The 14,810-nt window shown below is 30.4% G+C and carries 14 protein-coding genes; 11 read left to right on the top strand and 3 right to left on the bottom strand.

Annotation, left to right across the window (positions count from 1 at the left end; translation table 11 throughout):
* Window positions 1-521: 521 nt before the first annotated feature.
* Window positions 522-968 (top strand): KTSC domain-containing protein, encoded by a 447-nt coding sequence (locus ABDX67_RS12810; protein ID WP_347175434.1) that lies wholly within the window; start codon window positions 522-524, stop codon window positions 966-968.
* Window positions 969-1,011: 43 nt separating this feature from the next.
* Here ABDX67_RS12810 and ABDX67_RS12805 read toward each other — a convergent pair whose 3' ends face one another.
* A complete protein-coding gene (locus ABDX67_RS12805; protein ID WP_347175433.1) occupies window positions 1,012-1,236 on the bottom strand; it encodes a hypothetical protein in 225 nt (74 codons plus the stop codon).
* A 3-nt stretch (window positions 1,237-1,239) separates the two neighbouring features.
* Window positions 1,240-2,616: an MATE family efflux transporter gene (locus tag ABDX67_RS12800; protein WP_347175432.1), complete on the bottom strand. Its 1,377-nt coding sequence runs from the start codon at window positions 2,614-2,616 to the stop codon at window positions 1,240-1,242.
* A gap of 120 nt (window positions 2,617-2,736) precedes the next feature.
* Between ABDX67_RS12800 and tpx the strand changes: the two genes are divergently transcribed.
* Genes tpx through ribB form a run of 6 tightly spaced genes read left to right on the top strand, consistent with a single transcriptional unit; the run spans window position 2,737 to window position 9,362 of the window.
* A complete protein-coding gene (gene tpx, locus ABDX67_RS12795) occupies window positions 2,737-3,234 on the top strand; it encodes a thiol peroxidase (protein ID WP_347175431.1) in 498 nt (165 codons plus the stop codon).
* A 2-nt stretch (window positions 3,235-3,236) separates the two neighbouring features.
* Window positions 3,237-3,617: a diacylglycerol kinase family protein gene (locus ABDX67_RS12790; protein ID WP_347175430.1), complete on the top strand. Its 381-nt coding sequence runs from the start codon at window positions 3,237-3,239 to the stop codon at window positions 3,615-3,617.
* A 42-nt stretch (window positions 3,618-3,659) separates the two neighbouring features.
* Window positions 3,660-6,092 (top strand): FtsK/SpoIIIE family DNA translocase, encoded by a 2,433-nt coding sequence (locus ABDX67_RS12785; RefSeq protein WP_347175429.1) that lies wholly within the window; start codon window positions 3,660-3,662, stop codon window positions 6,090-6,092.
* Between the two features lie 10 nt (window positions 6,093-6,102).
* The gene (lolA1, locus tag ABDX67_RS12780) at window positions 6,103-6,762 is read left to right on the top strand and encodes an outer membrane lipoprotein periplasmic chaperone LolA1 (protein ID WP_347175428.1); all 660 of its coding nucleotides are present in this window, start codon (window positions 6,103-6,105) and stop codon (window positions 6,760-6,762) included.
* 24 nt (window positions 6,763-6,786) lie between these two features.
* The gene (locus ABDX67_RS12775) at window positions 6,787-8,217 is read left to right on the top strand and encodes an LptF/LptG family permease (RefSeq protein WP_347175427.1); all 1,431 of its coding nucleotides are present in this window, start codon (window positions 6,787-6,789) and stop codon (window positions 8,215-8,217) included.
* Complete coding sequence (gene ribB, locus ABDX67_RS12770) at window positions 8,217-9,362, top strand: 3,4-dihydroxy-2-butanone-4-phosphate synthase (protein WP_347175426.1); 1,146 nt, start codon at window positions 8,217-8,219, stop codon at window positions 9,360-9,362. Before ABDX67_RS12775 ends, ribB begins: the two co-directional genes overlap by 1 nt.
* Before the next feature lie 157 nt (window positions 9,363-9,519).
* On the opposite strand, the gene pepE is transcribed toward ribB, so the two are convergent.
* Window positions 9,520-10,221: a dipeptidase PepE gene (gene pepE, locus ABDX67_RS12765; RefSeq protein WP_347175425.1), complete on the bottom strand. Its 702-nt coding sequence runs from the start codon at window positions 10,219-10,221 to the stop codon at window positions 9,520-9,522.
* Between the two features lie 136 nt (window positions 10,222-10,357).
* Between pepE and ABDX67_RS12760 the strand changes: the two genes are divergently transcribed.
* The 4 genes from ABDX67_RS12760 to ABDX67_RS12745 are packed head-to-tail and all read left to right on the top strand — an operon-like array spanning window position 10,358 to window position 14,671.
* Window positions 10,358-11,140, top strand: coding sequence for a carboxypeptidase-like regulatory domain-containing protein (locus tag ABDX67_RS12760; RefSeq protein ID WP_347175424.1), 783 nt, complete (start codon window positions 10,358-10,360; stop codon window positions 11,138-11,140).
* Window positions 11,141-11,152: 12 nt separating this feature from the next.
* Window positions 11,153-11,971 carry a hypothetical protein gene (locus tag ABDX67_RS12755; protein ID WP_347175423.1) on the top strand — a complete coding sequence of 273 codons (819 nt, stop codon included), beginning with the start codon at window positions 11,153-11,155 and terminating at the stop codon, window positions 11,969-11,971.
* A 49-nt stretch (window positions 11,972-12,020) separates the two neighbouring features.
* Window positions 12,021-12,518 carry a DUF6702 family protein gene (locus ABDX67_RS12750; protein WP_347175422.1) on the top strand — a complete coding sequence of 166 codons (498 nt, stop codon included), beginning with the start codon at window positions 12,021-12,023 and terminating at the stop codon, window positions 12,516-12,518.
* 26 nt (window positions 12,519-12,544) lie between these two features.
* On the top strand, window positions 12,545-14,671 hold the full coding sequence (locus ABDX67_RS12745; RefSeq protein ID WP_347175421.1) for a M1 family metallopeptidase: 2,127 nt from the start codon (window positions 12,545-12,547) through the stop codon (window positions 14,669-14,671).
* Window positions 14,672-14,810: the final 139 nt, after the last annotated feature.

Below are 14,810 nucleotides of genomic sequence, written 5' to 3'. Positions count from 1 at the left end.
ACGTGAAAGTTTCTATTTCAAGTTTTGAAATTAATGCAGAAAAGAGAATTCCTCAAAATATAACTCCCAATATTCAAGGAAATATATTAATTGATATTGGATATAAATATGAATACAACAACATTGGCTAACTTTCCTCGAATAAGATTTGTTTCAATGAATTTTATTCGTTGTTGGAGTGAGTGCCTTTTGGCAGTCGCTTCAAATCTTATTCGAGGAAAGTTGGAAGTGAATGACGTGAGGAATTCACTTCCAACAACGTGTATAATTAATTGCTACGGAATTTCCTTGGCGGAAATTCACGCGAATTAATTATCTTTCCGCAACGGCGGAAAGTAAATTGCACTTTTAACCGCAAATAATCATAACACAAACACGTTAGCGAAAACTCTTAAATTATACTTTTATATTTTAATTCTTCTTCCTAAAGTCACAAATATGCCACAAATTAAAAAGAAAAATAAAACATTTCTAATCCATTAAATGTGAGTACTTTTGCACTCGAATTTAGAAAACTAGATATGAAACGTATTAAAGAATATAAAAAGCTTTTTAATGTAGAAGGTGCTATCGATTTAAGGGAGCTGAAAACTACCTACAGAGGTTTGGTTAAGAAATGGCATCCAGATAAATTTTTAGAGGCAGATCAAAAAGAAATTGCAGAAATAGAAAGTACTAAAATTATTGATGGGTATCATTTTTTAGTGAGCATTGCTCCAGAAACGAAAGCCGCAAATTTAGAAGATTACAAAACTACAATTACAGAATTTCAAGTAGCAGATTGGCATCATAAAAGTATGTTGTTAGAAGTTACTTTTACAGATGGAAACACTTATGAATACTTTGGTGTAAACCGTATTCTTTTTGGAAAGTTTATAAATGCGAAATCTATGAACAACTTCGGAAAAAGAAATATTTTCAATTCTTTTATTTATAGAAAATCAAAGAAAGCAGCTGTAATGGCGTAAATATTTAATTTGGTGGGTTTTCTTAAAAGTCCACCAAATTTAATTACTCAAATTGCTTCATTTCAGTATCGTAAAATTCGCCAGCTTTATCCATTAAATCTGCCAATTCTGTAGCAATATCATCTTCTTTTTCTCCTGTTAAATCTTCAAACCATTCAACAGAATCGTCTTTTAAATTGATTAAAAAACGAGGATATTCTGTGTGTAATACAAAAATATCATCTGGAAAATTGCTATTGTCTGCTAATAAAAATTTTGGTAAATCCATAATTTAAGATTTTTCTCTAATGAGTTTTAAAGTTAAATAATTAAAACGAATGTATAATAAAACTGCGGCTGTTGATAATCCTGCTAATAAACCCAGCCAAATTCCGAAACTACCTAATTGCTCTTCTTTTCCGAAGTAAAAACTCACCGGAAAACCAATCAACCAATACGAAATAAAGGTAATAATTGTCGGGATTTTTACATCTTGCAAACCACGCAAAGCACCTAAAACTACCACTTGAATTCCGTCTGAAATTTGAAATATTGCCGCAGCAATTAATAACTTCGATGCAATAGAAACAACTTCCGTATTGTCAACAAAATTAGCTGCATCATCAAAATCTACATAAATTTTTGGTAAATATTGATGGAATAAAAAGAAGATGATTGCAAATAAAACAGATAATAATATTGCCATCAAAAAGATAGAAAATGCAATTCTTCTTAGTTCTTTATAATTGTGTAATCCTTTTTGGTTTCCTACTCTAATCATCGAAGCAACACTTAATCCCATCGCTACCATAAAAGTCATCGAAGATAAATTTAAAGCGATTTGATTTGCTGCTTGCGGATTTTTACCCAACAAACCACTCAGCCAAATTGCCGCTGTAAAAATTGCTACTTCAAAAAACATTTGCATTGCACTTGGCGTTCCTAAACTAATTAATTTTCTAATCATTAATTTATCAAGCATAAAGAATTTAATATTGGTAACTAAACGTTTTGAACGTTCTTTATGCGCCAATAACCACCATAAATAAATAACCATTACAACACGAGAAAGTAAGGTTCCGTATGCTGCACCAACCATTCCCATTTCTGGAAAACCAAATTTTCCGAAAATCAATAAATAGTTTAAAATAACATTTAAAATATTAGCAATTAAAGTAGCATACATTGGGTATTTAGTCATCGACATTCCGTCACTAAATTGCTTCAAAGCTTGAAAAATAACTAACGGAATTAACGAAAAAGCAACTAAATCTAAATACGGAATTGCTAACTCAACAACTTCTGTTGGTTGTTTCATCAAATACATTAATGGCTTTGCAAAGAATACTAATAAGAATAAAGCAATTCCTAGAACAGTACATAAAAACAATCCATTTTTAAAAGTTGATTTTGCTTTATCAAAATTATTTGCAGAGTCTGCTTCTGCAATTAAAGGAGTTATTGCGGTAGAAAAACCAATTCCTAAAGACATGGCAATAAACATAAAACTGTTTCCTAAAGAAACCGCTGCTAATTCTGCAGTTCCTAATTGACCAACCATTATATTATCTACAAAACTCACAAAAGTGTGTCCCAACATTCCTAACATTACAGGTGCTGCAAGTTTCCAGTTGTATTTAAATTCTGATGTGTATAATGATAAATTCACGCTAAGGAAATAGTTTTCAAGCTGCGAAGATATTCATAATTTTAGCAATTATTTACAAATCTTCAAGACAATTTATTCGTTAAAAAAATGTATTTTTGATGATTCAAAAATCAATTTATTATGGCTTCAATCACCTTAAAAGGAAATAAAATAAACACCATCGGAGATTTACCAAAAGCAGGAACAAAAGCTCCAAATTTTAATTTAACAACAGTAGATTTAGCTACTAAAAACTTGTCGGATTTTTCTGGCAAAAAAGTAATTTTAAACATTTTTCCGAGTATCGATACAGGAACATGTGCTGCATCTGTTAGAGAATTTAATAAAACAGCAGCTAGTTTAGAAAACACTGTTGTTGCTTGTATTTCTAGAGATTTGCCTTTTGCTCAAGCGCGTTTTTGTGGTGCTGAAGGCATCGAAAATGTAATTATGTTATCAGATTTTGCAACTGGAAAATTCGGAAAAGAATATCAACTAGAAATTACAGACGGACCTTTAGCAAATTTACATTCTAGAGCAATAGTTATTATTGATGAAAACGGAAATGTTACATATTCAGAACAAGTTCCAGAAATTGTTGACGAACCAAATTATGAAGCAGTATTAAAAGCACTTTAAAAATGAAAAATCCAAACGATGGTTTTTTTAAAGGTAGACTACGAAGTATGAAGTTTGCCTTAAAAGGAATGTGGTTATTATTAACTACAGAAGATAGTATAAAAGCACAATTTTCTCTTGGAATTATTTCATTAATTATTGGTTTTTACTTTGATATTTCTGCAACAGAATGGATGTTGCAATTAATTGTTATTGCTTTAGTTTTAGTTGCAGAAGCATGTAATACTGCGGTAGAAAAAATGGCAGATTTTGTACATCCAGAATTTCATAAAAAGATAGGTTTTATTAAAGACATTGCTGCTGGAGCACCAAGTTTTGCTGCCATATTTGCATTGATTATTACAGGAATTATATACGTTCCTAAAATACTAGAGTTATTCTAAGCAAATACTTATATTTACACTTTTACAATCTACAGATAATTAATGGCTAAAAAAGCAAAAACAACAAAGCAAAAAACAGCGAGAAAACCTAGGTTTCAAAAAACAAAAGCGTTTTTTAACAATAGACAAACTCACACTGTTTTTGGATTGTTTTTAGCATTGTTTGCACTTTTCTTGATCATTGCTTTTTTCTCATTTTTCTTTTCTTGGCAAGCAGACCAAAGTACATTAAATCAATTTGCTGATAAAACGGTTGAAACAAAAAACCTTTTAGGTAAAGTTGGCGCTAACTTAAGTCACTTTTTTATTTATGACGGATTCGGAGTTGCTGCGTTTATCATTCCGATATTACTTTTTGTAAGTGGCTTGTATTGGCTGTTTAAAATACCTTTTAGAAGAGTTGTTAAAACTTGGAATATCGGCTTATTAATTATGCTTTGGTTTTCAATTACCTTAGGATTTGTTTCAGATAAATTTGTTGTTTTTGCTGGAATCATCGGTGTAGAAATCAATGAATACTTACAAACATTTCTAGGAAAAACTGGATTGATAATTGTGTTAGGTTTTTTATTCTTAACCTATATCGTTATCCGTTTTAAAGTAACTCCAGAAAGTGTTTTATCTAAATTTAGATCAAAGAAAAAAGAAAAAACTGAAGAAGATACCATTAACAAACCGATTGAAGAACCTGTTATTGAAAACGAATTTGAATTAGAAAACACAATCGAAAAGAAATCTGAATTCGAAAAATCTGTAACAAACTTACAGCCTACAATCAGTCGTTTTTCTGATGTAAACACCTCAAATGATAAAGAAGAAAATGACGATGGTTTATTAGATGTAGTTCTGCAAAACGAACCAAAAGAAGAAGAAAAAGTTACAGAAAAAGAAGTTCAAATTGATATCGACAAAATTGAAGAAGAAGAACATTCTACGGAGAATTTATCAGAAAAATTAGTGAAAGATTTTGGAGAATTTGATCCAACATTAGAATTAGGAAATTATAAATTCCCAACATTCAATTTACTAAAACAATACAACGAAAGCATTTCTATTGATCCAGAAGAATTAGAAGCAAATAAAAATAGAATTTTAGAAACACTTAAAAATTATAAAATCGGAATTGCAAAAATTAAAGCAACTGTTGGACCAACAATTACGTTGTATGAGATTGTTCCTGAAGCTGGAATTCGTATTTCAAAAATTAAAAATTTAGAAGACGATATTGCCTTGTCTTTATCAGCATTAGGAATTCGTATCATCGCTCCTATTCCGGGAAAAGGAACTATCGGAATTGAAGTTCCCAACAAAAAAGCAACTATTGTTTCGATGCATTCTGTTATTTCTTCAAAGAAATTTCAAGAATCACCAATGGAATTACCTATCGCTTTAGGAAAAACAATTTCTAACGAAACCTTTGTGATTGATTTGGCAAAAATGCCACACTTATTAATGGCTGGAGCAACAGGACAAGGAAAATCTGTTGGATTAAATGCTGTATTAACTTCGTTATTGTACAAGAAACACCCAGCAGAAGTAAAGTTTGTTTTAGTTGATCCGAAGAAAGTAGAATTAACGTTATTTAATAAAATTGAACGCCATTATTTAGCAAAATTACCAGACAGCGAAGAAGCAATTATTACCGATACTACGAAAGTAATTAACACATTAAATTCTTTGTGTATAGAAATGGATAATCGTTACGACTTGCTTAAAACAGCTATGGTTCGTAACATTAAAGAATACAATGTAAAGTTTAAAGCGCGAAAATTAAATCCGAATGATGGACATCAATTTTTGCCTTACATCGTTTTGGTTATTGATGAGTTTGCTGATTTAATAATGACTGCTGGTAAAGAAGTTGAAACACCAATTGCTCGTTTAGCACAATTAGCACGTGCCATCGGAATTCATTTAATTGTTGCAACTCAGCGTCCGTCTGTAAACGTCATTACAGGAATTATCAAAGCAAATTTCCCAGCTAGAATTGCGTTTAGAGTTACATCAAAGATTGACTCTAGAACTATTTTAGACGCTGGTGGCGCAGATCAATTAATTGGTCGTGGAGATTTATTATATACAGCAGGAAACGAAATAAATAGAATTCAATGTGCATTTGTTGATACACCTGAAGTTGAAAAAATTACAGACTTTATTGGTTCGCAAAGAGCATATCCAGAAGCGCATTTATTACCAGAATATGTTGGCGAAGAAGCTGGCACAGCTCTTGATGTAGACATTGCCGACAGAGATAAATTATTTAGAGATGCAGCAGAAATAATTGTTACGGCACAACAAGGTTCTGCATCATTATTACAACGAAAATTAAAATTAGGATACAATAGAGCTGGTAGATTGATTGATCAACTAGAAGCCGCCGGAATTGTTGGTGGATTTGAAGGAAGCAAAGCAAGACAAGTTTTAGTGCCAGATTTAGTTGCTTTAGATCAATTATTAGCAAACGAACAAAATTAGAATTCAATTCATGAAAAACATAACATTTTTTTTATTACTTCTTTTTATAGGAATTTCTACAAGCAATTTTGCACAAGATGACAAAGCTAAAAAACTGTTGGATGAAGTTTCTAGCACAATGACTTCTTATACAAATATGGAAATTGCATTTACATCGAGTTTAAGCAATGAAGCTGCCGGAATTAAAGAAGGTGATGAACCACCAATGAAAGGAAACATCTTTTTAGAAGGAGAAAAATACAATTTAGATTACATTGGAAATAGCTTTATTTTTGATGGTAAAAAGCTGTATGTAATTAATCATGATGAAAAAGAAATTGCTATTAATGATGGTGATTTTGGTGATGAAGACGGGTTTATTTATCCTTCAAAATTATTAACTTTTTATGAAGATGGTTACACATTTAAATTAGGAAAAAAAGCAACTATAAACGGAAAAGAAATTCAGTTTGTAGAATTAACTCCAATAGATAGCGATTCTGATATTGTAAAAGTAGAATTAGGAATCGAATTGAATACAAAACACATTTTCAAGTTAATTCAGACTGGAGCAAATTCTTCTAAAACTACGTTTACAATCACTTCGTTAAAAAGCAATCAAAACTTGCCAAAAAACACTTTTGTTTTTGATAAAAACAGTTATTTAAAAAAGAATTATAGTATTGATTAATACTATTTGTACGATAAACTTTTTATGAAAACACTAGACAAATACATATTAAAAAGTTTTCTAAAGCCATTTGTGGCTACTTTTTTAATTGTACTGTTTGTTTTGGTAATGCAAGCATTATGGTTGGCCTTTGAAGATATTGCTGGTAAAGGAATTGATCTTATTTTTATTCTAAAATTTCTTTTTTACACAGCATTAATTGTTACTCCACAAGCGTTGCCAATTGGCGTATTGCTTTCTTCGATTATGGCGTTGGGTAATTTCTCTGAAAATTACGAATTTGCAGCAACCAAGTCTGCCGGAATTTCATTACAACGTTTAATAAGACCTTTAATCCTCTTGACAATTGTTTTAAGTTTTGTCAATTTTTTATTTTTAAATAATGTGTATCCGTATGCAATGTTTAAACAAAAAAACTTGTATGTAAATATTAAAAAACAGAAACCAGCACTTGCACTAATTCCTGGCGGATTTAACACCGAGATTCCTGGTTATCATATTAAGTTTGATGAAAAATATGGAGAAGAAGACAACTTATTAAAAAAAGTAATGATTTATGATTTGTCTGAAAAAAGCTGGAATAAAAAAATTATCACAGCAGAAAGAGGAAAAATCATTAATAAAGAAGGAAGCAAATACATGACATTAGTTTTGTATGATGGTCAGTTTTTTGAGGAACATTTAAGCCAAAAAACAGAAAAAAACATGCCAGCTTCTACAGCAAGTTTTAAAGAATATTCTATCATAATAGATCTTTCTTCCTTTTCTACAGATATTTCGGATAAAGAAGATTTAAAGAGTTATCATATGTTAAGTTTAACTCAATTAAAAGACACATTACCACATTTTAACACAGACTTTAAAGAGTATGTAAAAGGAAGGGCAAACAATTTATATATTAATGCTGACGCTAAAAAATTAGTTCCCACAAAAAAAGACACTATTGTTTCTTTACAACCAGAAGTGATGAATAATTTTGACGAACGAACGCAATTACGTTTGGTGAATTCTTCAATTGCAAAAAATAAAACTGCTTTAGATATTATAGAAAATAAAAAAGGTTCTTTTAAATTTAAAAGAAAGCTACTAAACCTATATGAAACAGAATATTACAACAGAGTTGCTTTTTCTTTATCTTGTTTAATTCTCTTTTTTATTGGAGCACCTTTAGGTTCTATTATTAGAAAAGGTGGTTTTGGTTTACCAATGATATTGGCTATTTCAATTTATGTATTGTACTTTTTTACCAATACATTTGGAAGGAACTTAGCTGAAGAAAGTTCTATAACTGCATTTTTAGGTTCCTGGGTTTCTGCATTTTTAATGATACCAATTGCTATTTTATTAACAAGAAGAGCTACAAAAGATATGGGAATATTTAATATTGATGTATTTTTGCAGCCAATTACAGCATTTTTTAAAAAAATAACGTCTAAAAAAGACAACAACATATAATGGAGCAAACGAAAGTAACAAATAACATACAATTAGATTCAATTGCAGAAGCTATTGAAGATATCCGTAACGGGAAAGTAATTATTGTTGTTGATGATGAAGACAGAGAAAATGAAGGAGATTTTGTTGCTGCTGCAGATAAAGTAACTCCAGAGATGATTAATTTTATGGCTACTCATGGCCGAGGATTAATTTGTGTTCCAATTACAGAACAACGCAGTAAAGAATTGCAGTTGGGAATGATGGTAAACAACAACACCGATCCGATGGAAACTGCATTTACTGTTTCTGTTGATTTAAAAGGAAAAGGTGTAACAACAGGAATTTCAGCAAAAGACAGAGCGTTAACCATAAATGCAATTATCAATCCAACTACAAAACCATTTGATTTAGCAAGACCAGGACATATTTTTCCTTTAAAAGCAAAAGAAGGCGGCGTTTTACGTAGAACCGGACATACTGAAGCTGCAATTGATTTTGCACGTTTAGCGGGTTCTGAACCCGCTGGAGTTATTGTAGAAATAATGAATGAAGACGGAACTATGGCACGTTTACCTCAGCTTATGAAAGTTGCCAAAAAGTTCGATTTAAAAATTGTTTCTATTGAAGATTTGGTTGCGTATAGAATGGAACACGATTCTTTAATTGAAAAGAAAGAAGATTTTGATATTGAAACTCGTTTTGGAAAATTTAGAGTTAGAGCATATCAGCAAACAAATAACGGTCAAGTGCATTTAGCATTAACGCAAGGTTCTTGGAAAGAAAACGAACCCGTAATTACAAGAGTAAATTCAACTTTAGTTAACAACGATATTTTAGGAACGCTCACAAATAATGCTGATAAGAAGTTAGACAGTATGTTTAAAACGATAACTGACGCTGGTAAAGGAGCCATTTTATTTATCAATCAGCAAAATCAATCTCAAAATTTATTACATCGTTTAGAGATTTTAAAAGAATCGCAATCTAGAGGAGAAATGAAAGCTCCACAAATAAAAATGGATAGCAAAGATTTTGGAATTGGCGCACAAATTTTGCACGATTTAAACATTCATAAAATCAGATTGGTTTCTAATACAACACAAGAAAAACGTGTTGGTATGATTGGTTATGGTTTAGAAATTGTTGATTACGTGAAGTATTAGGAATTAGGAATTAGGAATTAGGAATTAGGAATTAGGAAAAACTAAAATTTTGAAACTTACAATACATTAAAACTTGTACCTTTTCACTCTGTAACTTTGCAACCTTGCTACTCTGAACCTTTGAACCTCAGAACCTTTGCAACTTTCAAAATATCAACTACAAAACCACTTCACTCCCACTTTCTAGTTCAAAAGGTTTTTCGTTTTGTTTAAAAACTCGTGCAGATAAATTTCCTTTTAATATAATAGAATCTCCATTAACTTTTAACCAACTTCCTTCTCGTAAACCGATTACAGATGTTGAATTATATACATGAAATTCTTTAATTCTAGTTGCTCTGGTTTCTCCCATGTGCGTTGAACCATCAACAGGATCTAAATAATGTGCATTGATATTAAACGGAATAAACTCTAAGGTTTTAAAACTCGGCGGATACACAATTGGCATATCGTTGGTATTCATCATATTTACACCACAAATATTGCTTCCTGCACTTGTTCCTAAATATGGTGTTCCGTTTTCAACAACTCCTTTTAAAACATTAAAAATGTCTTGTTTGTAAAGTTGATTTACCAATTCGAATGTGTTTCCTCCGCCTGTAAAAATGGCTTCAGCATTTAAAATTGCTTCCTTCGGATTTTTAAACTCATGAATTCCTTTTACATCAATATGTATTGTGCTAAAAGCTGCTTTTGCTTTTGCCGAATAATCGTCATAAGAAATTCCGCTTGGTCTTGCATACGGAATAAATAGTAAAGTTTTAACATTTTTAAAATGAGCAGAAAGTGTAGGTAATATGTATTCTAAATATCCGCTACCATGAATGGTTGATGTACTGGCAATAATGAGTTTTTTCATATTTCAAAAATAATGAAACTAAAGTTATTGCATCAAAAAACAGAAAAGAACTTTAGATTTTAAGCATTTCTCTTTAACAAAAATTTACGAGTGCTTTAATAGAGTTTTAAGAATGATGTCGGTTTTCTTTGTGACAATGAAAAAACTAACTTTACTTTTTTTCTTATTTACAATTTCTAATTTGATACTTTCTCAAGAGAAAAAATCAATTGAAATTTATGGAACAATTTCTTTGGATTCAATTCCTTTAGAAAATGTGCATGTAATTAATAAAAATACTTCTATTGGCGTAATTACAAATACTAAAGGCGAATTTAAAATTTTGGTTTCTAAAACCGACACGCTTTTTATTTCTCATATAAATATTGACAATAAAGAAATTAGTATTTCAGAAGAAATGTTTGACACAAAAACAATTACATTAAATATAGAAGCTTCATCTTATGTTTTAGAAGAGGTTTTTCTTAAAAAAAGAAGAAGTATTTTTTATGTTGATTCACAAATAATGCCAGCTTATATGGTAAATGCAACAACGTTAAAATTACCATTTGCAAATACATTTGCTAAAAAAAATGAGCGTGTTACAAAACTAACGTTAACAAGTGTTTCGGTAGATTTAGATAATCTAATTAACTTTTTTAACGGAAATACAAAAAGGGCAAAACAATTAAAAGAAATAAAAATTGTTGATGCTGAGTTGTTAAAGATTAGACGAAAGTTATCAGATTTCTTTTTTGAAAAACAACTTAGCATTCAAAAACCATATATAAATCAATTTTTAAATTATTGTGCTTCAAAAAATATTATAACACTTTATAAAAAAGGAAATCTTCTAAAACTAACAGAAATTTTAATCAGAGAAAGTAAATTATTTCCTCACAAAAAATTAAATGAAGAAACCTTACTAACCAAAAATTAATTACTTTACTAAATGGTAAAAAAAATACTCTCACTATTTCTCTTTTATCTCATATTTCAAAATTCTTTTTCACAAGAAAATAGAGTTGAAATAGATGGTATTGTCATCAATCCGTCTTCTAAAGGAATTCAAAATTCTCATGTTTTAAATTTATCAACCAGAAAAGGAACCATTTCAAACAAAGATGGTTCGTTTACAATTAAAGCAAAAAAAGGAGATTGGATTCAGATAACAAACATTCAGTTTAAAGCAAAAAAAATTAGAATTACTGCAGGAATTATCAAAGAACGTTTTTTACGTATTTTTCTTTTACCAGCTATCAATTTATTAGACGAAGTTGAAGTTAAAAAGAAAATGAAAGGACATCTTACTTTAGACAGAATTGGCAAAGAAAGAGATTCTATTAAAGAAAAAATGAAAAGCTTAATAGATATCATTATGGCTATGGGTTATGCTAATATTATGAATATGGGAATTGGAAAAGACGAACGCCATTTGCAAAAACCAACTGTAACACCAGGGATACTTCCTGGTTTAAAAGGAGTTGGCAGAAGTGCAACAATTCCTTATGCAGATTTAGAAAAGAAAAGAGCAAACAGAAAAAAAATAAATTTTAAAGAGCAATTTCCTGAAGAACTCAAAAAATTATTTGGTGAACATTTCTTTTTTGTTCAATTAAAAATTCCGAAGGAGAAGTATTATCATTTCTTAGCATATTGTAATCCGATGGGAATAGAGGAATTGTATAAAAACAAAAAACATCTCGATATTCTTAAAATTCTGTTAAAAGAAAGTAAAACGTATCTACAACTCATAGAAAATAGCAAATAATTTGTGTAACAGAGTTTATTTGTTCAAATTTACATACAATTTCTACTTAATGAGAACGAAAAAGCTATTGCTACTATTATTAATTGTTCCATTTTTTGCTTTTACAGCACACAAATTTTATTTGAGTTTAACTCAAATAGAATACAATTCTAAAAATAAATCTGTAGAAGTAATCATCAATGTGTTTATTGATGACATAGAAACTGCACTTACAAAAATTTATAATAAAAAGTTTGAGCTAGACACAAAAAATGAATTCGCAGATTCTGACACCTATTTTTTGGAGTATTTACAAAAACATGTAAATTTTAAAATTGATGGAAAATCATTCAACTATAATTATTTAGGTAAAGAGTACGATGGTGATGTTGTATTTTTTTATTTAGAAATTAAAAATGTTCCTCCATTAAAAGAAATTGAAATAGATAATACCATTTTATTAGAACATTTTCCAGATCAACAAAACTTGGTAAAATCTAAAGTCAATAAAAAACACAAAAGCGTTTTATTGACAAAAAGAAAACAAATTGGCACATTAAAATATTAATCACTAATCTAATAAAACTCAATAATATGAAAAAACTCGGTTTACTAGTTCTCTCACTAGTATTTGTTGCAGCGTCTTCTTTTGCACAACAAAAGAAAACACAACAAGGGCACACAAACCAGAACAAGTTTAGACAACTTAAAGATGTTTTAGCAACACCTACAAGTCAAAGAACTGCATCTGGTGCGCCAGGAATAAAATATACTCAACAAAAAGTTGATTATGTAATGGACATCGTTTTAGACGACGATAAAGAAACAATTACAGGAAGTGAAACAATTACGTATCACAACAATTCTGAAGATGAATTGCCTTATTTATGGTTACAATTAGACCAAAATATGCGTGCTGCAGATTCTAAAACTCCAGATATCAATCCAAACAGAATTCCTACTAGAGGACTTTCTAAAGATAGATATGACAAAACCTATGAAGACAAACCTTTTGATGGCGGATTTAAAATTATGAGCGTTACAAACGTAGATGGAAGCGATTTATCACATACCATTAATCAAACAATGATGCGTATCAATTTAGCTAAGCCATTGGCAGCTGGAGCAAAATTTCAGTTTAAAATTAAATGGTGGTACAAAATCAACAATCACAGAACACAAGGTGGAAGGTCTGGTTTTGAGCTATTTCCTGACGGAAACAAAAACTACGTAATAGCACAATTTTTCCCAAGATTATGTGTGTATGATAATGTAGAAGGTTGGCAAAATGACCAATTCTGGGGAAGAAGTGAATTTGCTCTAGAATTTGGAGACTACACAGTAAATATTACAACTCCAGACGATCATATGTTAGGAGCAACTGGGCGTTTATTAAACGAAAGTGAAGTATTAACAAGAACGCAACAAAGAAGATTAGCGCAAGCTAGAAAATCTTTTAAAGACCCTGTTGTAATTCATACTCAAGAAGAAGCAACAAAAATTGAAAAGAAAAGATCTAAGAAAACAAAAACGTGGAAATTTCACGCAGAAAATGTTAGAGATTATGCTTTTGCTACATCTAGAAAATTTATTTGGGACGGAATGGCTGTTGATATCAACGGTAGAACTGTAATGGCATACTCTTATTATTCTAGAGAAGCAAATTCTTTATATGGAGATCACTCTACAAGAGCTGCGGCACAAACATTAAAAACATATTCTAAATATACATTTGATTATCCTTATCACAAAGCAATTTCTGTTGACGGACAAATGGGAATGGAATATCCAATGATTGCATTTAATCCTGGAAGACCAAATGCAGATGGAACCTACACCGACAGACAAAAATATAGAATGCTAGGAACAACAATTCATGAAGTTGGGCACAACTTTTTCCCAATGATTGTAAATTCTGATGAGCGTCAATGGACTTGGATGGACGAAGGTTTAAATTCTTATATGCAAATGTTAGCTATGAGAGATTACGAAAAAGATTATCCTTTAGGAAGAGGTTTGCCTAAAAACATTGTGCCTTATATGAGCGGAGATCAATCTAGAATTGCTCCAATTATGTCTAAAGGAGATAATGTGTATAGCTTTGGTGCAAATGCTTATGCAAAACCAGCAACAGCTTTATGGATTTTACGTGAAACAATTATGGGACACGAATTATTTGATCATGCTTTTAGAACCTATTCTCAACGTTGGATGTTTAAACACCCAACTCCTGCTGATTTCTTTAGAACTATGGAAGATGCATCTGGAATCGATTTAGATTGGTTTTGGAGAGGTTGGTTTTACACAACTGATGTTACTGACATCGGAATTAAAAGTGTAAAAAAATTCTATGCAAAGTCTGGTGGAGATCGAGTTGAATTTGTTGAAGATACCACTGAAGGAGCAAGCTTTAAAAAAGGAAAAGGAGCAAATTCTAAATATTTTTATGAAATTACTTATGATAAACCAGGAGGATTGGTAATGCCAATTATTGTTGAGTTTACTTATAAAGATGGAACAAAAGAAAGAAAAAAATATCCTGCTCAAATTTGGAGATTAAATGATGATCAAGTTACAAAAGCAATACATTCTGATAAGGAAATTACAAATATTACTGTAGATCCAGATTTAGAAACTGCAGATGTAGATTTAACAAATAATAGCTGGCCAAAGAAACAAGACAACAAATTTGGTAAGTTTAAAAAGAAAGTTAAAGGATAATTTAACCAATAAAATGCTAAAAAAAGCGGTGTGATTTTACATCGCTTTTTTTTATTCAATTTTATTTAGCTTTTTAAAATATGATATTAAACAGCTTTTATTTAACTAATAATTGTTACTTTTCAAGATTATAATTAAA

The sequence above is a fragment of the Polaribacter uvawellassae genome (genome assembly GCF_039748955.1).
GTDB classification, from domain to species: domain Bacteria; phylum Bacteroidota; class Bacteroidia; order Flavobacteriales; family Flavobacteriaceae; genus Polaribacter; species Polaribacter uvawellassae.
Note: the sequence above shows the minus strand (reverse complement) of the source record. Positions and strands in the feature narration are given on the sequence as shown.